The organism is Phenylobacterium sp., assembly GCF_037968635.1.
Classification (GTDB): domain Bacteria; phylum Pseudomonadota; class Alphaproteobacteria; order Caulobacterales; family Caulobacteraceae; genus Phenylobacterium.
Window position 1 is genome coordinate 1 of sequence record NZ_JBBKVV010000148.1, and the last position, 21183, is coordinate 21183.

Consider the following 21183-nt stretch of genomic DNA (forward strand, 5'->3'; position numbering starts at 1 on the left):
CACCCGCCCATAGCCCACCACCAGGACCTGGGGCTTGTCGCCGTCGGACACCGGGGCGGGTTCCGGAGACAGGTCCTCGCCCTGCACCTTACGGCCGCCAAGCTTGAGCCCGAGGGCCGCCAGCATGGGAATGCACATCATCGACAACGTCGAGGCGACCAGCACGGTCTGGCCTATGGCGCGGTCGACGATCCCGTCGCCCATGGCCGCCGACAGGATGACGAAGGCGAACTCCCCGCCCCCGGCCAGCAGCAGGCCGGCCTCGATGGCCGGGGGCGAACGCAGGCCAAACAACCTGGCGAGACCGAACACCACTGAGGCGTTGAGGGCGATCAGACCCACGGCCATGCCCAGCACCAGCATCGGCTTGGCCGCCAGGATGGAGAGATCGAGCCCAATCCCGACAGACAGGAAGAACAGCCCCAGCAGCAGCCCCTTGAAGGGCTCGATGGTGACCTCGACCTCCCGCCGATACTCGGTCTCGGCCAGCAGCAGGCCGGCGATGAAGGCGCCCAGGGCCATGGACAAGCCCGTCAGCGCGCTCACAAGCCCCGCCCCAATCACCACCAGGAGACTGGCGGCCATGAACAGCTCTTCACTCTTGGCGCGGGCCACCGACTTCATCATCGGTCGCAGCAGCAGGCGGCCGAACGCCACCAGTCCCAAGATCCCCAGCACCGCCGGGGCGAAGGCCAACAGCAGCTTTGGCGAGAAGGCCTCGTCCCCGCCGCCCCGTCCGAGAATGGCGAGCGTGATCAGGATCGGGGCCACGGCCAGATCCTGGAACAGCAGAACCGAGAACGTCGCGCGGCCAGCGGTGGAGTGCTGGCGCTTCTGCTCGGTGAGGATGGGCATGACCACGGCGGTGGAGGAGAGCGCCAGAGCCGCCCCGATCGCGGCGGCGGCCACCGGGTCCACGCCCAAGGCGATGGCGACACCCGCGATGGCGGCGACGCAGAGTCCCACCTGCAGGGCGCCCATTCCGAACACCAAGCGCCGCATCAGGCGCAGGCGCTCCCAGGATAACTCCAGGCCGATCATGAAGAGCAGGAAGACCACGCCGAATTCGGCGAGCTGGGCGACCTCGTCCGGATTGTCGATGGTGAAGTAGCCCACCCAGGGGAAGGCGCCGCTGAACGCGCCCAGGCCGAACGGACCCAGGACCACGCCCGCGCCGAGGAAGCCGAGGATGGGGCTTATCCGCCAACGGCGGAAAAGAGGCACGATCACGCCGGCGGTGGCGAGGAAGAGAACGACATCCTTATATTCGCCGGGCGATACGTGGCCTTCCATGCGCTCTCCTTGTTGGTGAACTCTACTATGCCCGGTGGAATAGGCCTTGCGAAACCCGCCTTGGCCGCCTTAAGACCCCGGCCATGAAATTTGGGGCGCAACGAGGCAGGTCGCGGGGGCGTACGCCCCTGGCTGTCCTGTTCGCCGTCGCCGCCCTGCTGATCCAGGCCCTGCTGCCAGCCGCCTCCCTGGCGGCCGAATCAATCGGCGCCGTCAGCATCGAGCTTTGCACGCCGGAAGGGGCCAAGACTGTGGTCCTCGGCCACGACGGCCAGGTGCAGAAGGGCTTCGCGGGTCTCCCCTGTCACGACTGCCTGGGCGCCACCCTGGCGGTGATCGCGACGCCGACCCTCTCCGTCGTTCCGATCGCCTACCTCGCCCCCCCGATCGTTCAGGCGACGACTGTGGAAGTCGTGCTGCCCGGCGCCCGCGCGGCGCCCCGACCGCCCGGACAAGGTCCACCTTCCCAGGCTCTCTGACTCGATCACCGCGCGCGGCCCCGTGTCGGCGCGCGTCCTGACGTCTTTGATCCTGGAATTCTCATATGCTTAGGTTTTCTCGCGCGCCTCTGCGCGCCCTGCTGCTCGCCGCCAGCGCTCTGTCGGCGCCGGCCTTGGCTATCGCCGATGAACAACCCAACACCGTCGACAGCGTGATCGTCACGGCCACCCGCAACCCCGAAGACCCCCCGGTGGTCGCCAACGCCCGCGCCCGGCTGTCGGAAACTCCGGGCGCGGTCGCCGTGGTTTCGGCGGAATCCTACGCCACCCGCTACGCCCCCGGGGTCGCCGATCTGTTGCGCGACGTGCCCGGCGTCTATGCCCAGAAGAAGTGGGGCGGCGAAACCCGGCTTTCGATCCGCGGATCGGGGATCGGGAACCCCAGCCACAATCGCGGAACCCTGCTGGCTCAGGACGGCGTGCCCTTCAACGAGGCCGACGGGTTCGGCGACTTCCAGCTGATCGACCCGTCGATCGCCCGCTATACCGAGATCTACAAGGGCGGCAACGCCCTGAGGTTCGGAGGCGCCCTGCTGGGCGGCGCCATCAACCTGGTCACCCCCACGGGCCGTGACGCAGGCGCCGAGAACCTGCTGCGTCTCGAGGGCGGATCCCATGGAACCCTGCGGGCCCACGCCGAAGCCGCCCGTGTCTGGGGTGACTGGGACGCCTTCGCCGCTGTGACAGCGGGTCAGGTCGAGGGTTGGCGCGCGCTCAGCGCCGGCCAGGACCAGCATGCCAGCCTGAACATCGCCCGCCGCTTCGGCGCGGAGCAGGAAGTCCGCCTGCTGATCAACGGCGGCTATGTGCACCAGGAGATTCCCGGCGCCGTCACGCTCTCCCAAGCGCTCAACGATCCTCAGAGCGCCAATCCGACCAACCGCGTCCTCAACTACCAGCGCGACATGGGCTCGGTGCGCAGCGCCCTGCAGACCCGCTGGCGACTGACGCCGACGACCATGTTCGAGGGCGGCGTCTACGCCACCTGGAAGGATCTCGATCACCCGATCTTCCAGGTGATCGACCAGGAAAGCCGCAACTGGGGCGTCTTCGGCCGGTTCGACTGGGATGGCGAACTGGCGGGCCGGCGGGCTGACGCCTTCTATGGCGCCTCGTTCCGCAGCGGCGACCTGGACGCCAACCAATGGGTGAACCGCGCGGGCTCCCGCGGCGCCCAGACCGCCAAGAGCCGGCAGAACGCCACCGGCCTGGACCTGTTCGGCGAGGGCCGCCTGTTCGTCACCGACCAGGTGGCGGTGGTGGCCGGTGGATCCTATGGCCGCGCCACCCGCGACTATCAGAGCTTCAAACTGCCGGGCGTCGCCGCCACCTTCGACCTGACCACCGGCAAGGACTACGACTGGTTGGCCCCGCGCCTGGGCCTGCTCTGGCAGGACGCGTCCGGAGCTCAGGTCTATGCCAACCTGACCCGCTCGGTGGAGCCACCGAACTTCAGCGCATTGGCTCCCACGGTCGGCGGGTTCACGGCCCTGCAGCCGCAGGAGGCCTGGACCGGTGAAGTCGGGACCCGGGGCCGGCGCGGGCCGCTGATCTGGGATGTCACCCTCTACCGCGCCGAGCTGAAGCACGAGTTGCTGAACTATACGGTGAACCCCGCCCAGGGCATCCCGGCGGCCACTTTCAACGCCGACAAGACCGTTCACCAGGGCCTGGAGGCCGGTCTCGACTGGACGATCTTCCAGCGGCTCCGGCTAAGGCAGACCTACACCTGGTCGGACTTCCGTTTCAAAGGCGACGTCCAGTATGGCGACCACCGCCTGCCCGTCGTGCCCGAGCACTTCTATCGGGCGGAGCTGCGCTACGACGCGCCGTCCGGCTGGTTCGTCGCGCCGTCGGTGGAGTGGTCCGTCCAGGACACCGTCGTCGACTATCAGAACACCTTGAGGTCTCCCGGCTACGCCGTCGCCAACCTCGGCGCGGGATGGAAGCTCGAGAACGGCGTCAGCCTGTTCCTCGACGCCCGCAACCTGTTCGACGAACGCTACGTCTCGAACTTCGGCGCGACCACCGACGCTCGCCGGGTCTCCCAGGCGGTGTTCTTCGCCGGCGAAGGCCGGTCAGTCTTTGGAGGCCTGACATGGCGCTACTGAAACCCCTGCTGCTGACGGCCGCGCTCGCCGCCGCCACACCCGGCCTGGCCCATGTCAGCGTCGATCCGGGGGAGGCCGGGACCGGCGCCTATCAGGCGCTGCGCTTCCGGGTCGGCCACGGCTGCGGGACAGCCGCCACCACGGCCCTTCGGATTGAGACCCCGGCCGGTCTGGCCAGCGCCCGGCCCCAGCCCAAGCTCGGTTGGACCTTGACGATAGAGAAGGACGGGGCGCGGGTCTCGGCCCTGGTCTGGCGCGGCGAACTTCCCGCCGACCAGTTCGACGAGTTCGCGGTGCTGGCCAAGCTGCCGGCCGAGCCCGGCGTCCTCTATTTCCCCACCGTCCAGACCTGCGGCGGCGACGAGAGCCAGTGGACGCAAATCCCCGACCCGGGAGAGACCGGCCTCAGCCACCCCGCTCCGTCGCTTCGCGTCCTGCCAGCGGCCGCCGTCTCCGAAACCCCTCAGCACTGATATAGAGTAGCTCCCATGCGCACCCTGATCCTCAGCCTCGCCGCCGCCCTGACCGTCACCGTCGCTCACGCGGCCACCTACCGCCTCGGCGGGCTGGAGGTCGGCCAGCCGTGGAGCCGTCCCGCCGCCGCCGGCGTCAACGGCGCGGGCTACATGACCGTGACCAACCGCGGGGCGACCCCCGACACCCTGGTGGCCGTCGAGAGTTCCGCCGCCAGGAAGGTGGAGATGCACCGCTCGTCGATGGCGGGCGGGCTGATGACCATGCAGCGCCTCGACAGCGTGCTGCTGCCGCCCGGCAAGGCCATCACCTTCGCCCCCGCCGGCTACCACGTCATGCTGATCGGCCTGACCAAGGCCCAGAAGGCCGGCGACGCGGTCCCCGCCACCCTGGTCTTTTCCAGCGGCGCGAGGCTGAAGATCGATTTCACCGTGGGCCAGGGTCCGGCCACCGGCGCCTCGCCGATGGGCGGCATGCAGATGGACCACTCCAAGCATTAAAACGTCCGTTCGGTCGGCGTTGACACGGACGCCGACCGACCGTTTATGCGCTCCATATTTTAAGCATGGAGGATTGCCCGTGGAGGTTTGGAATTATGCCAACCTGTGGGAGTCGGTGGCTTCAGCCATCCCCGAACGCCCTGCCCTTATTCATGGCGACCGCGTCGTCAAATGGCGCGACTTCGACCGCCGCGCCAACGCCCTGGCCCAGCACTTCATCGATGCGGGCCTGACCCAGCAGTCGAAGGTCGCGGCCTATCTCTACAATGCGCCGGAATACATCGAGGCCTATTTCGCGGCCTTCAAGGGGGGCTTCGCCCCCTTCAACACCAACTACCGTTATGGCGGCGACGAGCTGACCTACCTGTTCGACAACGCCGACGCCGAGGCTGTGGTTTTCCATGCCTCCTTCGCCGAGATGGCCGACAAGGTGCGTGCGAACCTGCCCAAGGTGAAGACCTGGGTGGCGGTCGCCGAACCCGGCCATCCGGTCCCGGCCTGGGCGGCCGACTACGACGCCATCGTGGCGGCGGGCGCTGACCGGGTCGAAGGGCCCTGGGGCCGTTCGGCCGACGACCTGCTGCTGATGTACACCGGCGGCACCACCGGGATGCCCAAGGGCGTGATGTGGCGCCAGGAGGACCTGTTCAAGGGTCTGGGCGGCGGGGCCAACCTGCTGCTGGGCCTGCCCCCCATGGAGCGCGTCGCCGAGGCCGGCGAGCGCGCCAAGGCGGTTGAAGCCTCCGGCGAGCAACCGATCACCATCCCCGTCGCCCCGCTGATGCACGCCACGGGCCAGTTCATCGGCTTTGGCCAACTGGTCTCCGGCGGCGCCATCGCCACCCTGCCCTCGCGCAAGTTCAGCCCCGTCGAGCTGTTCGACGAGGTCGAGCGCCTGGGGGTCTCGGGCCTGATCATCGTGGGCCCGGCCTTCGCCGCCCCCATGCTGGAGACCCTGGACGCCCATCCCGGCCGCTGGACGATGCCCAGCCTGAAGCGGATCATCTCGTCGGGCGCCATGTGGGGCGCGGAGAACAAGCAGGGTCTGCTGAAGCATCTTCCCAACATCATGCTGATGGATAGCCTCGGCTCATCGGAAGCCCTGGGCCTGGCCTCGTCGGTTTCCGGCGGCGGCGCGGCGGCCGGCACGGCGAAGTTCACCACCGGCCCCAACGCCGCAGTCTTCACCGAGGAGGGCGATCGCGTCCTGCCGGGCTCCGGGGTGCGCGGCCTGGTGGCGGTGGGCGGCTTCACCCCCAGCGGCTACTACAAGGACCCGGAAAAGTCGGCCAAGACCTTCCGCATCTTCGAGGACAAGCGCTGGAGCGTTCCCGGTGACTGGGCGACCATCGAGGAGGACGGCTCCATCACCCTGCTGGGCCGCGGCTCTCAGGTGATCAACACCGGCGGCGAGAAGGTCTTCCCCGAAGAAGTGGAAGAGGCCCTCAAGCGCTTCGCAGGCGTGCGTGATGCTGCGGTGGTCGGCGTGCCCGACCCGCGCTTCGGCGAGCGCATCTGCGCCATCGTCGAGATGGCCGGCGACCAGACGGCCTCATTGGCTGATCTCTCGGCCCACGTGAAGGGCCTGCTGGCGGACTACAAGGCGCCGCGCGAGCTCGTCCTGGCCCCGGTCAACCGGGCCCCCAACGGCAAGCTGGACTACAAGACCCTCAAGGCTCTGGCGGTGGACAAGCTCGCCGCCAAGGTTTGAACGTAACTAAAATGTAACGAGCCACGGAGGGCGCGACCGGGTCATGGTCGCGCCCAAATCCCTATCCGAGGCTTTGAACACCTGATGAAGACCTTCTGGCTCGCCGCCTGCGCGGCGTCAGCTCTGGCGCTCGGCGCCGTCCCCGCCCTCGCCGCCGATGACATGGCCAAGGCGCCGCGCATGGGCCCCTGGGGCTTCGACGCCGCCGGCCGCGACCTCAGCGTCAGCCCCCGCCACGACCTCTATCTCTACGCCAACGGGACCTATCTGAAGAACCTCGAGATCCCCGCCGACCGTTCGCGGTACGGGTCCTTCGACAAGCTGAACGAGCTCTCGGTCAATCGCATGCGGGCGGTGCTGGAGACCGCGGCCGCCGACAAGGCCGCCACCGGCGACGAGGCGCGCATCGGAACGATGTACCGCAGCTTCATGGACGAGGCGGCTGTGAACGCCCTCGGCGCCAAGCCGATGGCCGCCGACCTGGCGGATATCCAGGCGTCCAAGACCCTAAGCGACATCGCCAAGGTGATGGGCAAGTCGCAGATGAAGTTCGGCGGCTCGGTGTTCGGAGCCTACCCTGGCGACGACGCCAAGGACCCCGACCACTATGTCATCACCCTGATCCAGGGCGGGCTCGGCATGCCCGACCGTGACTACTATCTGGACGAGAAGTTCGCGGTGCAGAAGAGCGCCTACGAGGCCTATGTCGCCAAGCTGCTGACCCTGTCGGGCTGGACTGATCCCGCAGCCAACGCCAAGGCCATCGTCGCCATGGAGACCGAGATCGCCAAGGCCTCCTGGACTCGGTCCGAGCGCCGCGACGACGACAAGACCTACAATCCGTTCACCGTGAAGGACCTCGCGGCCTACGCCCCGGGCTTCGATTGGAGCGCCTTCATGGCCGGCGCCGGCCTCGGCAAGGTGACCAAGGTCGTGGTGGCCGAGAACACCGCTTTCCCGAAGATCGCGGCGATCTACGCCAAGACTCCGATCGACACCCTGAAGGCCTGGCAGGCCTTCAACCTGGCCGACCAGGCCGCGCCCTATCTCTCTAAGGACTTCGACCAGGCCCACTACGAGTTCCGCAGTAAAACCCTGTCGGGCCAGCCGGTGCAGGCCGACCGCTGGAAACGGGGTGTGGCCCTCGTCGACAACCAGGTCGGTGAGGCCCTGGGCAAGCTCTATGTCGAGGCCTACTTCCCGGCCGACAGCAAGATCAAGATGGACGCTCTGGTGGCCGACATCAAAGGCGCCATGAAGGGCCGGATCGAGAACCTGACCTGGATGAGCGCCCCCACCAAGGCCAAGGCCCTGGAGAAGCTGTCGAAGTTCAGCGTGATGATCGCCTATCCGGATAGCTGGCGTGACTATTCGGCCCTGACCCTGAAGGACGGCGACCTCTACGGAAACGTGGCTCGGGCCAACGCCTTCGAGTGGAACCGTCAGGTCGACCGCCTCGACCAGAAGGTGGACAAGAAGGAGTGGGGTATGACGCCCCCCACCATCAACGCCTACTACTCCCCCACCAAGAACGGCATCGTCTTCCCCGCCGCCATCCTGCAGCCGCCGTTCTTCGATCCGGACGGCGACCCCGCGATCAACTATGGCGGCATCGGCGGGGTGATCGGCCACGAGATCACGCACGGCTTCGACGACCAGGGCCGCAAGTCAGACGGCGACGGCCGGCTCACGGACTGGTGGACGGCGGAGGACGCCGCCAAATTCGACGCCCAGGCGAAGATCTTCGGCGCGCAATACGCCGCGGTGGAGGTGTTGCCCGGCATCCACATCAATCCGGAACTGACCATGGGCGAGAACATCGCCGACCTGGGCGGCGTGCTGCTGGCGCTGGACGCCTATCACGCCTCCCTGAAGGGCAAGCCCGCCCCGGTGATCGACGGCCTGACCGGCGACCAGCGGGTCTTCCTCGGCTGGGCTCAGGTGTGGCGCTCGAAATCCCGGGACGACCGCACGCGCCAGCGACTGGTCTCCGACCCCCATTCCCCCGAGCAGTACCGCGCCGACATCCCGGTGCGGAACATCGACGCCTTCTACGAGGCGTTCGGCGTGAAGGCCGGCGACAAGATGTACGTGGCGCCCGACAAGCGCGTCCGCATCTGGTGATGATTGCGAGCGTGGGGCCGGGGAAATCCGGCTCCACTCTTTTTGACAAATACGTCAAAAACTGTGTCGGACAAAAATTTGGCCCGTTGCGGGGGATAATCGCAACGGGCCTTATTTTGAGCCGAAGCTCTTATTGAGCGGGCGTTTCCTCCCCGAAACGCCGGAGACTGTCGAACTAGTGTCGCCATGTCTCTCGCAGGACTGAGAAAACGGCAATTTCCCGCCCGAGTCAATGCGCGGAAACCCGCCCTGCGGCTTAATTCTGGTCAGATTTTCGCGATCACGCGGATTAAGTCGCCGTGCCGCGTTATTTTTGACTCTTTTGTCAATTCTTGACGCGTTTCACGAGTACTTCGTGCGCGACACAACTGGTCTCAAAGACGAAGTCAGGCCGAGACGCGGTGACCGGCCCTCGTCCCTTGGCGGTCAGGAGGGTGGAGATCGCCGCAATACGGTCGGCGGGGGCCAGAACGCCGTTCGGGCGCCGGGTCGCGCCGGCCGCCACCAGTTCGCCGATCAAGGCGTCATCACTCTCGCTATCGGGCCAGACCAGGGTGGCGCTTTCGTGCGCGGTGCCGCGGGCTTCGATCACCCTTAGCAGGTGCTCTGCGACTGCCAGCTGACCGTCGGACCAGCTGGCGCGCAGCGAGGCGGCGAGCTGGGCCTGGCTCTTCAGGATGATCCCGTCGCCGAGGATTTTCAGGCCATTGGCCACCAGGGTCGCCCCCGTGGTGGTGATGTCGACGATCAACTCCGCAGCGCCGGCCGCCGGAGCGCCCTCGGTCGCCCCGCTGGACTCGGTGATCCGGTAGTCGGCGACGCCATGGCGAGCGAAGAAGGCGCGCGTTTGAACCAGATACTTGGTGGCCACCCGCATGCGCCGGCCGGTGCGGGCCAGCAGATCGTGCGCCACCTCCTCCAGGTCGGCCATCGAGTCGACGTCGAGCCAGCTCTTGGGCACGGCCACCACAAGGTCGGCACGGCCAAATCCAAGCGCCCTCAGCAGCAGGGCGCGACTGTCGAGATCGCCGCCGCGCTCCCGCAACAGGTCCTCGCCAGTGATGCCCAGATGGACCTCACCACTGTCGAGCGCCTCAGCGATGTCGCCGGCCGAGAGCAGCCGCACCTGGGCGCCGGCCAGCCCCTTGATCTCGGCCATGTAGCCGCGGGCGCCACCGCTGACGGAGAGCTTCAAGCCGCAGTCGGCCAGCCATTCCTCGACCTGTTCCTTCAGGCGGCCCTTGGAGGGGACCGCGATGATCAGGGGCTCGTTCATGCCTCGCCTCCCTTGAAGGCTCGCCAGGGGCGGACCATGCACCCAACGGCGCGACCGCCGGCCGGACCCTCCAGGCGCGCCGGCAGGCCGTCATAGCGGCCGCCCACGGCCACGGGACGATCGGCTCCAAGCGCGGTGGAGCGGACCTCGAAAGTCAGTCCGTCATAATACTCGAAGGCGTGCCCCAGGGTGGTGGCCATCAGCATGGCGCCCGCGGGGACCCCGGCCTTGGTCAGCAAAACCAGCCGCTGCTCCCAGTCGGCCAGGGCGGCGGTCAGGGCCTCGCCCTTCGCGCCCGGAATGGCGCGGATCGCGGCCAGGGCCTTGACCGGTGTGTCGGAGATGCTGAGGAAGCGACGCAGGCTGGCGGCCTGCTCAAGGCTGAGCGTGGGCGCGCGGGCGGCCTCCGTCCGGCGGATCAGGCGCTGAGCGATCTCGGCGGGGCCTCGTCCGCCAACCGGCTCGATCCCGGCCAGGGCCCAGACCTCCTCCAGCATCACGGCAGCTTCGTCGGACGAGCGGCCGGCCAGCAGGTCGGCGAGCGCCCCGCCCTCAACGACCTTGGCCTGCGCGCCGGCCCGGGCCAGCTCGGCCTGCAACAGGCGAGGCCGTGAGGCGGCACGCGTCAGCCGGGCCGCCAGCGAGGTCGGCAGGTTCAGCCCCTCAACGAAGGCGGCGAATAGGCCGAGATCGCCCAGCCATAGCAGCAGGTCTTCCCGGCCTCCGGCGACGGCGGCCTTCCAGGCCAGGGCGGCGATCTCGGCGTCGGCTTCGAGCGCGGAGGTCCCGATCGCGTCGAACCGCTCCAGTCCGATCTGCACGAACTCCTCGGCCCGGTCGGGATGGTCGGGTGAGGCGCGGAAGGCCTTACCCTCGTAGTAGTAGCGGCCCGAGGCGGCCCCGCTCTCCAGGTGCTGTCGGGTGACCGGAACGGTGAAGTCGGGACGCAGGCAGGCCTCTCGCCCGCCCTCGGCCTGGACCACAAACAGACGCGCGCGCATCGCCTCACCCGCCAGCTCCAGTAGCAGGCCAAGAGGCTGCAGGATCGGCGCATCGACACTCAATGCGTCCCGGCTCAACGGCGCGCGGAGGTTGGCCAGCACCTCGGCGGGAACCCGCGGTTCGGCCCTCACTGCGCAGCATCCAGGATGCGGCGAAGGGCCGGGATCAGCTCGGCGCGCGGGATGGTCTGCTGTCCCGGACGCTGCTCGCGCCACGCGGCGTTCTCGGTGACCCCTGCGGAGAGCTCGCGGCCCAGGTCCAGGTCCTTGATGGTCACCGTGCCGGCGGCGATCTCGTCCCCGCCCAGCATGATGGCGGCGGGCGACATCCGGCGGTCGGCATATTTCATCTGCGGCCGCATGCCCGAGCTGCCCAGATAGACTTCCGCCGCGATCCCAGCAGCGCGCAGTTCGCCCACCACCCCGTAATAGGCCGCCATATCGTCAGCGCTGAAGGCGATGACCACCACCGGGCCGCGGGCCTGTCCGCCCAGGTCCCGGCCCGCCGCGCGCAGGGCCGAGGCCAGGCGCGAGACGCCAAAGGAAAAGCCCGTCGCCGGAGTCTGCTCGCCGGTGAAGCGGGCCACCAGGTCGTCATAGCGCCCCCCGCCGCCTACCGAGCCGAAGCGAACGGGCTCGCCCTTCTCGTCTTTGGTGGCCAGCAGCAGCTCGGCCTCGAAGACCGGGCCCGTGTAATATTCCAGGCCGCGCACGATGGACGGGTCGAACATCGCCCGGTCCGGCGCGACGCCCATGCCGATCAACGCCTTGTCGATCCGCGACAACTCCTCGAGGCCCTCGTCGCCCTCCGGCGATCCGCCGATCACGTTGGCGATGCGATCGAGGGTCTCGCTGCGGCCCTCGGCGCCGGCGGCGGTGAAGGCCAGCACGGCGTCGGCTGCGGCTGTGTTGAGGCCCGCCCCCTTGGTGAAGGCGCCGGACTCGTCCTTGCGGCCCTCCCCCAGCAGCAGGCGCACGCCCTCGGGACCCAGGCGGTCCAACTTGTCGACGGCCCGCAGCACCGCCAGCTTCTGGCCTTCGGTGGCGACCCCCGCCGTGGCCAGCAGGCCGTTCAGAAGCTTGCGGTTGTTGATCTTGATGACATAGGCGCCGGCCGGCAGACCCGCCGCGCTCAAGCCGTCGGCGGCCATGGCGATGATCTCGGCGTCGGCCTCGGGGCGGTTCGAGCCCACCGTATCAGCGTCGCACTGGGTGAATTCGCGGAAACGGCCCGGACCGGGTTTCTCGTTGCGCCAGACCGTGCCGAAGGCGTAGCGCCGGAACGGTTTGGGCAGGGTCTCCCAACTCTGGGCGACGAACCGGGCCAGCGGCGCGGTCAGGTCATAGCGCAGGGCCATCCACTGCTCGTCGTCGTCCTGCAGGGCGAAGACCCCTTCATTGGGACGGTCGGCGTCAGGCAGGAACTTGCCGAGCGCGTCGGCATACTCCAGCGCCCCGGTGTCGAAGGCCTCGAAACCGTAACGTTCATAGACCTCGGAAACCTTGGCCAGGATCTGGCGCTCGGCGGTGAGATCCCGCGCGCGGCGGTCGTTGAAGCCGCGCGGCGCGCGGGCTTCCGGACGTGTCGGGTCATTCGTCATGGCGCGCGCTTAAGCGATGGCGGCGCGCGCGGCAAGGCGCGGGCGTCGGCGTGGCGGGAGAGGGGCGGAGATTTCCATCGTCGGTATCCCAGAAATGGTGGGGTTCAACGGATGGAGCCTGGCGATCTCGCAGGAGCCCCATCCGCGTCTGCGGGGGGCTCGTCGCCGGGGATTTAGGCCAAACGCCCCCGGCCGAGCCCGCCGTGGCGGGTCGAGTGGTGGTGGCCGTGATGATGCGCGGTCGTCGTCATGCGGGCGGGGTTCTAGCGCGGGCCTCTTGCGATGGCGAGTCCCGTCATTAGATGAGAACGACTTGCAAGATATATCTGTCTGTGTTTCGATATATCTCGATAGCAACGATAGGTCTTTCCGATGTCCGACGCCTTCCCCGCCGCCCGCCCGATGAAGCCGCCTATGCCGCTTTGGTCCCTGACCGTCGTGGAGTCTCACGACGTCACCCCGAACATGCGCCGGGTCAGCTTCGCCCTGGAGAACGCAGGGGGCTTCGACCACAAACCGGGGCAGGACCTGGTGCTGATGATGACCGGCGACGACGGCCAGCCGGGCCGGCGTCACTACACTGTTCGCGCGGTGGACAAGGCCGCGAGTCGGCTCGACATCGACTTCGTGCTGCACGGTCACGGCGGCCCCGCCGAACGCTGGGCGCTCTCCGCCAAGCCGGGCGACGTCCTTGAGGCGCGCGGCCCGCGCGGCCGCACCATGATCAACCCCGCCGCCGACTGGCATCTGTTCGTGGGCGACGAGACCTGCTTGCCCGGCATCTTCGCGATGATCGAGAGCCTGCCCAAGAACGCCAAGGCCTTCGCCTTCCTTGAGGTCGCCGAGAAGGCCGACCAGCAGCCGCTGGACGCGGTCTGCGACGTCGAGCTGGAATGGCTGGTGCGCGGCGGCCCCGCCGAACCCGGCAGCCCGCGCCTGATTGACCGCCTGGCCCTCTTCGCCCCGCGCCCCGGCCGTGGCCACGCCTATGTCATCGGCGAGACCAGCACCGTGCGCGCCCAGCGCCAGGGCCTGATCGCCCGGGGGTTCGACAAGAGCGAGATCAGCGCCGAGGGCTACTGGCGTCCCGGCCGCCAGGGCGGCCACGACCATATCGTCGACGAGGCCGAGATGGCGGCGCGGATGCGCGGCTAGACCCTTTCCGGTTCAGGTGGACTCACCTGAACCGGATAAAAAGGGTCTACTTTCTTATGAGTAGAGCGTGACGGGCGCTTCAACCGGTGTCCACTTGAAGCTGTCACGCTCTAGCCGATCACGCCCGTCCCGCCGGTGGCGGCGATCACCTGGCCCTGGATGAATTCGGCCTCCGGGCCCAGCAGGAACTCCACCAGGGCGGCGTAGTCGGAGTCCCGGCTCTCGCGGCCGGAGGGGTTGGTTCGCGCGGCCCGGTCCACGGCGGCCTGCGCGGCGCCTTCGCTGCCCAGCATGGCGGCCACCGAGGTGGTGTGCACCAGGCCCGGCGCCACGCCGTTGATCCGCACGCCGCGCGGCGCGAGTTCGGCTACCAGATAGCGGACAATGGCCTCGGCCAGCGCCTTGCCGACCCCCAGCGCCCCGTAGTTGGGACTGGGGATACGCGATCCCATACTGGTGATGAACACCACGCTGGAGCCCCGGCCGAGCAGAGCCTGGGCGGCGTGGACCAGATAGAGCAGGGACAGGCCGTTGGTCTCCACCGCCTGGCGGAACTTCGCCAGGTCGGCGCCCAGCAGGGTGGTCGGATAGATCATCGCCGCCGAATGGACGATGTGGGTCAGGCCGTGCCCGAGGCCTTCGATCTGCGCCATCAGGGCCGCCGCCCCCTCCGGACTGCCGACCTCACAACGCACGGTCTCCACCGCCGCGCCAAGGGCCGCGATCTCAGCCCGGGCCGCCTGCGCCGCCGCCTCGTCGCTGTGATAGGCCAGCACCACCCGGCCATGGACCGGGGCCAGCCGCCGCGCGATCGCCAGGCCGATGCCTTTGGTCCCGCCGGTGATGAGGACGGTCACGAGGGCGTCGCCATGCCGCTGAGGTCGGGGGTCTTGTAATCCATCCCGGCCAGGGCGGCGCTCGCGGCGGCCGCGTCAAAGGCGCTCATGAGCCCTGCGAACCGCGCCTCGACGAAGGGCCGCATGTCGGGGTGGGTGAAGATATAGCGCTCGCCCGCCTGGATCGCCTCCAGCACCCGGCGGCCGACCCGCTGCGGATCGATGCCGTTCTCCACCATCGAGTCGGCGACCACGGGGCTCTCCACCGGACCGCCGAACTGCGCCTGGCGGGTGCGGCCCGACTGGTTGATCTTGGTCTTCACAAAGCCGGGACACAGCACCGAGACATTGATGCCCTCCGGCGCCAGTTGACCCGCCCAGCCCTCCGACATGGCCACCACCGCGAACTTGGTGGCGCTATAGGGTTCCATGCCAGGCGGCGAGATCATGCCGGCCATGGAGGCGGTGTTGACGAAGGTCCCGCCCTCACCGTGCGAGCGGATCAGGGGCAGGAAGGTCTCCATGCCATAGACCACCCCCATCAGGTTCACCGCCAGGATCCAGTCCCAGTCGGCGTGACGCACCTGGTCGATCAGGCCGCCCGCGCCGACGCCGGCGTTGTTGCAGACCACGTGGACCTTGCCGAAGGTCTCGATGGTCTTGGCCGCGGCGGCCTCCACCGCGTTGCGGACCGCCACGTCGCAGATCACGCCGCTGGCCCGGATCTGACGCTCCTCCAGTTCCTTCACGGCGGCAAGGAGCGGCGCCTCCTCGATGTCGGCCAGCATGACGTTCATGCCCGCCTCACCAAAGGCCTGGGCCATGGCCAGGCCCAGGCCGCTGGCGCCGCCGGTGATGAAGGCGGTCTTGCCGTTCAGGTCGCGCATGGGAGTTCCCTTCAAAGCTATTTCAGCCGCGCCACGAGGGCGGCGGTGGACGGATCGTGGACGCCAGGGGCGCCACCCTGCAGTTCGGCCAGAATGCGGGTGGCCAAGCTCTTGCCCAGCTCCACCCCCCATTGGTCGAAGCTGTTGACCCCCCAGAGCACGCCCTCGACGAAGACCTTGTGCTCATGCAGAGCGATCAGGGCGCCGAGGGTCTCGGGCGTCAGCGCCTCCATCAGGATGAAACTGGAGGGCCGATCTCCGGGGAAGGTCCGTTGTGGCGCGAGAACGGCGATATCGGCGGCGCTCAGCTCCTTGGAGACGAGTTCCTCGCGCACCTGCGCCTCGCTGCGGCCGGTCATCAGGGCCTGAGCCTGGGCGATGACGTTGGCCAGCAGGATGGTGTGGTTCATCGGCTCGCCTTCACCCGCCTTGGCGACGGCCACGAAGTCGACAGGGATGACGTCGGTCCCCTGGTGCAGCATCTGGAAGAAGGCGTGCTGGCCATTGGTGCCGGCGTCGCCGAACACCGAGGCCGCCGTGGCGTGGGCCACGGGCCGGCCCTGCTGGTCCACCCGCTTGCCGTTGGACTCCATTTCCAGCTGCTGCAGGAAGCTGGGGAACAGGCGCAGCCGCGCCGCATAGGGGATCACCGCCCGCATCGGCCGGTCCAGCCCGTCGCGGTTGAAGATGTGAGCCAGCGCCAGCAGGACCGGCGCGTTCCGCAGGAGGGGTGTGCGCCGGAAGTGCTCGTCCATGGCCGCCCCGCCCTCCAGCAGGCGCCGGAAGACATCATAGCCCAGGGCGATGGCGCAGGAGAGGCCGACCGCCGACCAGATGGAATAGCGACCGCCCACCCAATCCCAGAAGCCGAACACCTGGTCGGCCGGCACGCCGAACGCCTGGGCCACCTCGGGTGCGGCGGACACCGCCACCAGGTGAGAGTCAGACGCCGGACCGAGCGCCGCCCGCAACCAGGCGCGGACCACCTGCGCATTGGCCAGCGTCTCCTGGGTGGTGAAGGTCTTGGAGACCACCACGACAAGCGTCTCGGTCGGATCGAGACCGGCCAGGGCCAGGGCCGTCTCCGAGGGATCCACATTGGCGGCGAAGCGTAGCTCGATATCGGGATTGAGGGGCCGAAGCGCCTCCCAGACCAGCCGCGGACCCAGGTCCGAGCCGCCGATGCCGATGTGGACGATGGATTTGAAGGGCCTGCCGCCCACGCCCGTCTTGGCGCCCGAGCGCACGGCCTGCGCGAACGCGCGCATAGCGTCGCGGGTCGCCTCCACCTCGCGGGAGACCGGGACACCGTCGGCCTTGAAGTCCGCCCCGTCGGGCGCGCGCAGGGCCATGTGCAGGGCCGCACGGTTCTCTGAGCGATTGACCGGCTCCCCGGCCCACAGGCGGTTGCGGGCGGCCTCCACGTCGCAGGCCTTGGCGAGCGTTAGGGCTGTGTCGAAGTCGCCCAGTGACCAGGGCTGCTTGGAAAGGTCGATCCGCAGGCCCGCGGCCTCCACCACCAGCCTATCCAGTCGATCCGGCTCGATGGCGAACAGGCCGGCGATGGGATCGCGCGCGGCGACGGCGGCGTTCTTCAGGCTCTTCCAGGCGGACTCTGGCGTGGTCATCAAGGCTTACCTTCAGGCGCGCGGTAGGATCGCGTTTACCATGTTCGGGCTATCTGAAGCCCCTTCGCATCTGTCTTAGTTCGCGCAACGAGGATCGTCATGTCCTGCGACGCCGCCGCTTCCCTCGCCTTCCTCTGGCTCACCGCCACTGGCCCAATGACACCTGGCCCAGGTCTCAGCATGCCCCCGGCCTCGGTGGCCCAGGAGCCGCTGTTCGCCGACATCGTGAAGCGGGCCGGCGCCTTGAAGGCGGCCGTCGACGGCGTGCGCGCCGGCAAGGCGCTGCCGTCGGACTTCGAGACCCGGATCGGCGAATTGGCCGCCCTGGATATGCAGGGTCACCTGTTGCTGGCTCAGCGCGGCACCGATGGCGATCTGAAGTGCATCCTGCGTGGCATCGCCCAGGACCTGCCGCTGAAGCTGGACGCGGTGACATCGGCCGCGACCCCCAAGGACCGCGACATGGCCCTGCGCGACATGGCCTATCTGCTGAACGACAATGTCGAGGTGATCAGCACCCCGGCCACCGTCACCTCCTAGCTGGACTTGGCCTTGTCCAGAGCCTTCGACACCATCGCCGGGGTCAGGAACTGCGGCAGGATCACCGGATCAGGACTCTTCACCCCATAGACCAGATAGAGCGGCACGCCGGCCCGGCCGTGGCGGGCCAGCTCGGCGGCGATCACCGCGTCCTTCCGCGTCCAGTCGGCCTTCAGATAGACCGCGCCCGTTCGGCTGAAGGCCTCGGCGGCCTCCGCCGTCGCGAAGGCGACCTTCTCATTGACCTGACAGGTGACGCACCAGGCCGCAGTGAAGTTGACGAACACCGGCTTTCCCGCAGCCCGGGCCTCGGCGACGGCCTCCGGGCTGTAGACCGCTTCGGGGATCGACCCGGCCGCGGGCGCGGCTGACACCGTCGCGGGCGCGCCATAGGCCGGGACCAGCACCAGGACGAAGGCGGCGATGGCCAACACCATGCCGGTCGCGCCAAGCACCAGGGGTTTACCACCAGCCGCCTGGCGCTTCTGGGCCAGGCCGAGAATCCAGGCGGCCAGCGCCAGGACAATGGCCGCGGCCAGGATCCGGGCCAGGGCCGAATGGCCCGACTGCAGGGTCAGGACCCAAACCAGCCAGGCGGCGGCCCCGTACATCGGGAAGGCCATCAATTTCTTGAAGGTCTCCATCCAGGGCCCAGGCCTGGGCAGACGCGCCAGTAGGCCCGGCGCGAAAGCCGCCAGGGTGAAGGGGGCGGCGAAACCGAGGCCAAGACCCAGGAACACGGCCAGCGCCACCGGCGCGCTCTGGGTCAGCGCCCAGCCCAGGGCCGGCCCCATGAAGGGCGCGGTGCAGGGGGCGGCCACCACGACGGCCAGCGCCCCGGTGAAGAAGGCGCCGGCCAAACCCTGCCTGGAGGCCAGGCCCGTGCCCACGCCCTGCAGCGAGGTCCCGACCTCGAACAGGCCCGAGAGGTTGAGCGCCACCGCCAGCATCAGCAGGGCCAGGCCCGCGACGACGACGGGGGACTGCAGCTGGAAACCCCAGCCCACGGCCGATCCGCCCGCGCGGATGGCGATCAGAGCTCCGGCCAGGGCCAGGAAGGTGGCCAGCACACCGACCAGGAAAGCCAACCCCTGGGCGCGAGCCGCCGACTGCTCATGGGCGTGCCCGGCGAGCGAGGTCGCCTTCATGGCCAGGATCGGGAACACGCAGGGCATCAGGTTCAGAACCAGGCCGCCGAGCAGGGCGTAGACGAAGGCCAGCGCCAGGCCGAGGCCGGCCCCTGCGGCCGGCGCTGCGACCTTGGCCGGCGGCGCGCCCAGACCCGAGGTTCCAGCGGGCGGCGGGCCCTCGACGGCGGTGAACTCATAGGCCTTGCCGCCGACGCTCAGTACGCCGTCCAGGGTGGCGGGCGGCGTGCCCTTGGTGAAGTCGTAGCCTGGGATCATTGTGAGGGTCAGGCCCTCGGGTCCGCGCTCGATCACCTGGGCCCCAGCGTGGTCGATGACCGTGGACTTGAACGGGTAGAAATAGGCTTCGCTCTGGTCAGCGCCCTTGAGGGCGATCCCGGCGAGCGCCAGCTTGAGACTGGCCTCGTTTCTGCTGAAGGCGGCGGTGAGGCCCGCAGGCTTGGGCGCCGCGTCCAGGGCCCTGGTGACCGCCCCGCCCCATTTGGGGTCCGGCTGCGGAGCGGCCGCGACGACCGGCAGATCCAGGGTCAGGACCGCGTCCTCAGGTACGCAGATGTCCTCACAGACCAGGAAGGCCGCGGCGGCCTTCAAGGTGATGGTCTCGCCGGCCTTGGCCGACTTCGGGGCGGAGATGGCGACCGGCAGCAGCACCTCGCCCTGGTAGCCGTAGTTCATCAGCGGGCCGGTCGGCTGGCGCGAGGGCGGCGCCCAGACGATGTCCCCCGCGGTCCAACCGGCCGGCAGGGTCCAGCTGATCTGGGTCGCCTCGCCGGAATCGCCGGAATTGCGCCAATAGGTGTGCCAGCCCTTCGCGATCTTCTGGCGCAGGGCGACATAGACGGTTCCGCCAGGGGTCACGCCAGAATCGCGGGCGACCAGCTCGGCCTCGATGTGTCCGGTCTGCACCGGCGCGGCGGCGGCCGGGAAGGCGAAGGCGGCGGCCATCGCCAGAGCGGCCAGAGCTCTCGCAGCGAAACGCGTCATGCCGTTATCCCAATCCCCACACTCTGGCCGCTATATGGGCCGCCGACGCCGATCCGCAAAGCGCTCGACTTGTCACGGGCGCGGCCCATCATCGACGAATCAGTTCGGTTCAAACCCCAGGAGAGTTACGTGCCCGCCCCCTTCGACGAGATCGAGATCGGACAGGTGGTCTATCTCGGCGAGGTGCGGGTCGACGCCCGCGCCCTGGAGGCCTTCATCGCCGCCTTCGCCCCCGGCTGGCCGGCAGAGCGCGGCGCGCCCGACGCCATGGTCTTCGCCATCTGGTCGCGGCTGGATTCAGCCTCGGTGGTGAACTGGCCCCAGACCAAGCGGCTCGGCGTCGACGCCCTGCGCTGGGCCCGCAATCCCCCCGCCGGCGAGACCCTGCGCGGCCGCATGACGGTGATGGGCAAGGACCCGGTGGGCGAGGGCAAGGGCATTGTCATCGCCCAGCACGATCTGCTGGACGAGGCCGGTCGGCTGGTCTTCTCCTGCCTGACCCGCAGCGTCTTCGCGCGCTAGCCCCGACCTGAAAACGGCGGGTCTTCCGACCCGCCGCTTCCTCACTCCAGACTGATCGGACAGATCAGGCGTTGGCCGCCTGCGGCCGCTGCGAGGCCCGGAACATCTCCAGCGCGATCAGCCGATCCCAGCCCACCAGGGAAACGAGGTGGGAATAGATCTGGCTAAGCGCGCCATTGTCGCGCAGTTCCGCCAGCTTTTCCGGCGGCAGCTTGCCCAGCTTTTCCTCCGAAATACCGAAGTACTCCGCGATCTTCTGCGGCTCGCCCGGCGTACCGTCGGGATTGGCCGGCGTATGGAACGCGCTCTTCAGTTCGAAGAGGTCGTTGTCCTTCAGGATCTGAATGAAGCTCTGCGTCCGCTGCCGCTCGACCTCGTAGTCGTTGCAGAAGGTGATGCAGTTCTGGGTGTACTCGGTGGGCTCGCCCTTCTCGTCAAAGAAGGCCATCTCGCCGCCCTCGACGATGAACTCGGCGGCGCGGTCGATGCAGAGCACCATCTGCTGGGCCTTGTCGTCATTGGCGAAGACGAAGGGATAGCGACGGATATAGGCCGGGATGTAGACGCCGGATTCAAAAATCCCGTTGTCCTGGATGAACATGTTCTCGCCGGCGTTGAGACCCATGACGGCGAGCGGCATCTTGTCGTCGCCGACGAAGATGATCGGACCCGAGACTGCGGCCAGGGGGAATTCGGTGACGGTGAGTGGGACCGCCTGGCCAGGCTTGGCGAAGCCGAACGGCCCGTCCATGCGCTTGACCCCGAGGCCCTTGTGATGGTCGGAAGTCAGGGGTTCCGGCTTGGAATAGAACAGAACGTTGCCGGTGATCTGGCCGCCCGTGCCGGGCTGAGTGTCGGTCGCCATGAAATGCCTTCGATGATCCTGGGCGCG

The 21183-nt window shown here is 68.5% G+C and carries 18 protein-coding genes; 9 read left to right on the forward strand and 9 right to left on the reverse strand.

Going from position 1 to position 21183, the window contains the following annotated elements; translation table 11 throughout:
• A partial coding sequence (locus tag AAC997_RS17235) for a cation:proton antiporter (RefSeq protein WP_340646934.1) occupies positions 1 to 1293 on the reverse strand: 1293 nt, incomplete at its 3' end.
• 83 nt (positions 1294 to 1376) lie between these two features.
• On the opposite strand from AAC997_RS17235, the gene AAC997_RS17240 reads away from it, so the two are divergent.
• The 6 genes from AAC997_RS17240 to AAC997_RS17265 all read left to right on the forward strand — a co-directional run bounded on the left by AAC997_RS17240 (position 1377) and on the right by AAC997_RS17265 (position 8713).
• Positions 1377 to 1772: a DUF2946 domain-containing protein gene (locus AAC997_RS17240; protein ID WP_340646935.1), complete on the forward strand. Its 396-nt coding sequence runs from the start codon at positions 1377 to 1379 to the stop codon at positions 1770 to 1772.
• Between the two features lie 65 nt (positions 1773 to 1837).
• On the forward strand, positions 1838 to 3904 hold the full coding sequence (locus AAC997_RS17245; protein ID WP_340646936.1) for a TonB-dependent receptor: 2067 nt from the start codon (positions 1838 to 1840) through the stop codon (positions 3902 to 3904).
• A complete protein-coding gene (locus AAC997_RS17250; protein WP_340646937.1) occupies positions 3892 to 4377 on the forward strand; it encodes a YcnI family protein in 486 nt (161 codons plus the stop codon). Before AAC997_RS17245 ends, AAC997_RS17250 begins: the two co-directional genes overlap by 13 nt.
• A 15-nt stretch (positions 4378 to 4392) precedes the next feature.
• On the forward strand, positions 4393 to 4878 hold the full coding sequence (locus AAC997_RS17255; protein WP_340646939.1) for a copper chaperone PCu(A)C: 486 nt from the start codon (positions 4393 to 4395) through the stop codon (positions 4876 to 4878).
• A gap of 79 nt (positions 4879 to 4957) precedes the next feature.
• The gene (locus tag AAC997_RS17260) at positions 4958 to 6589 is read left to right on the forward strand and encodes an AMP-binding protein (protein ID WP_340646940.1); all 1632 of its coding nucleotides are present in this window, start codon (positions 4958 to 4960) and stop codon (positions 6587 to 6589) included.
• A gap of 84 nt (positions 6590 to 6673) precedes the next feature.
• Positions 6674 to 8713: a M13-type metalloendopeptidase gene (locus AAC997_RS17265; protein ID WP_340646941.1), complete on the forward strand. Its 2040-nt coding sequence runs from the start codon at positions 6674 to 6676 to the stop codon at positions 8711 to 8713.
• A gap of 325 nt (positions 8714 to 9038) precedes the next feature.
• Here the strand turns inward: AAC997_RS17265 and hisG are convergent, their stop codons facing one another.
• From hisG to hisS, 3 genes are read right to left on the reverse strand one after another with little or no spacing between them, the layout of a single operon-like run.
• Positions 9039 to 9989 (reverse strand): ATP phosphoribosyltransferase, encoded by a 951-nt coding sequence (hisG, locus tag AAC997_RS17270; protein WP_340646942.1) that lies wholly within the window; start codon positions 9987 to 9989, stop codon positions 9039 to 9041.
• Entirely contained in the window at positions 9986 to 11122 is a 1137-nt protein-coding gene (locus AAC997_RS17275) for an ATP phosphoribosyltransferase regulatory subunit (protein WP_340646943.1), read from the reverse strand. The genes hisG and AAC997_RS17275 overlap by 4 nt, the downstream gene beginning before the upstream one ends.
• Positions 11119 to 12591, reverse strand: a complete 1473-nt coding sequence (gene hisS / locus AAC997_RS17280) for a histidine--tRNA ligase (protein WP_340646944.1) — start codon at positions 12589 to 12591, stop codon at positions 11119 to 11121. Before hisS ends, AAC997_RS17275 begins: the two co-directional genes overlap by 4 nt.
• Before the next feature lie 372 nt (positions 12592 to 12963).
• Here hisS and AAC997_RS17285 point away from each other — a divergent pair, with 372 nt between their 5' ends.
• Positions 12964 to 13746 (forward strand): siderophore-interacting protein, encoded by a 783-nt coding sequence (locus tag AAC997_RS17285; protein ID WP_340646945.1) that lies wholly within the window; start codon positions 12964 to 12966, stop codon positions 13744 to 13746.
• Positions 13747 to 13856: 110 nt separating this feature from the next.
• On the opposite strand, the gene AAC997_RS17290 is transcribed toward AAC997_RS17285, so the two are convergent.
• From AAC997_RS17290 to pgi, 3 genes are read right to left on the reverse strand one after another with little or no spacing between them, the layout of a single operon-like run.
• Positions 13857 to 14603 carry an SDR family oxidoreductase gene (locus AAC997_RS17290; RefSeq protein ID WP_340646946.1) on the reverse strand — a complete coding sequence of 249 codons (747 nt, stop codon included), beginning with the start codon at positions 14601 to 14603 and terminating at the stop codon, positions 13857 to 13859.
• The gene (locus tag AAC997_RS17295) at positions 14600 to 15469 is read right to left on the reverse strand and encodes an SDR family NAD(P)-dependent oxidoreductase (RefSeq protein ID WP_340646947.1); all 870 of its coding nucleotides are present in this window, start codon (positions 15467 to 15469) and stop codon (positions 14600 to 14602) included. The genes AAC997_RS17290 and AAC997_RS17295 overlap by 4 nt, the downstream gene beginning before the upstream one ends.
• Positions 15470 to 15486: 17 nt before the next feature.
• Positions 15487 to 17097, reverse strand: a complete 1611-nt coding sequence (pgi, locus tag AAC997_RS17300) for a glucose-6-phosphate isomerase (RefSeq protein WP_340646949.1) — start codon at positions 17095 to 17097, stop codon at positions 15487 to 15489.
• Between the two features lie 99 nt (positions 17098 to 17196).
• On the opposite strand from pgi, the gene AAC997_RS17305 reads away from it, so the two are divergent.
• On the forward strand, positions 17197 to 17637 hold the full coding sequence (locus tag AAC997_RS17305) for a hypothetical protein (protein ID WP_340646950.1): 441 nt from the start codon (positions 17197 to 17199) through the stop codon (positions 17635 to 17637).
• Here AAC997_RS17305 and AAC997_RS17310 read toward each other — a convergent pair.
• Positions 17634 to 19769, reverse strand: a complete 2136-nt coding sequence (locus AAC997_RS17310) for a thioredoxin family protein (RefSeq protein WP_340646951.1) — start codon at positions 19767 to 19769, stop codon at positions 17634 to 17636. The genes AAC997_RS17305 and AAC997_RS17310 overlap by 4 nt on opposite strands.
• 129 nt (positions 19770 to 19898) lie before the next feature.
• On the opposite strand from AAC997_RS17310, the gene AAC997_RS17315 reads away from it, so the two are divergent.
• The gene (locus tag AAC997_RS17315) at positions 19899 to 20291 is read left to right on the forward strand and encodes an acyl dehydratase (protein ID WP_340646952.1); all 393 of its coding nucleotides are present in this window, start codon (positions 19899 to 19901) and stop codon (positions 20289 to 20291) included.
• Between the two features lie 64 nt (positions 20292 to 20355).
• On the opposite strand, the gene AAC997_RS17320 is transcribed toward AAC997_RS17315, so the two are convergent.
• The gene (locus AAC997_RS17320) at positions 20356 to 21156 is read right to left on the reverse strand and encodes a SapC family protein (RefSeq protein WP_340646953.1); all 801 of its coding nucleotides are present in this window, start codon (positions 21154 to 21156) and stop codon (positions 20356 to 20358) included.
• Positions 21157 to 21183: the final 27 nt, after the last annotated feature.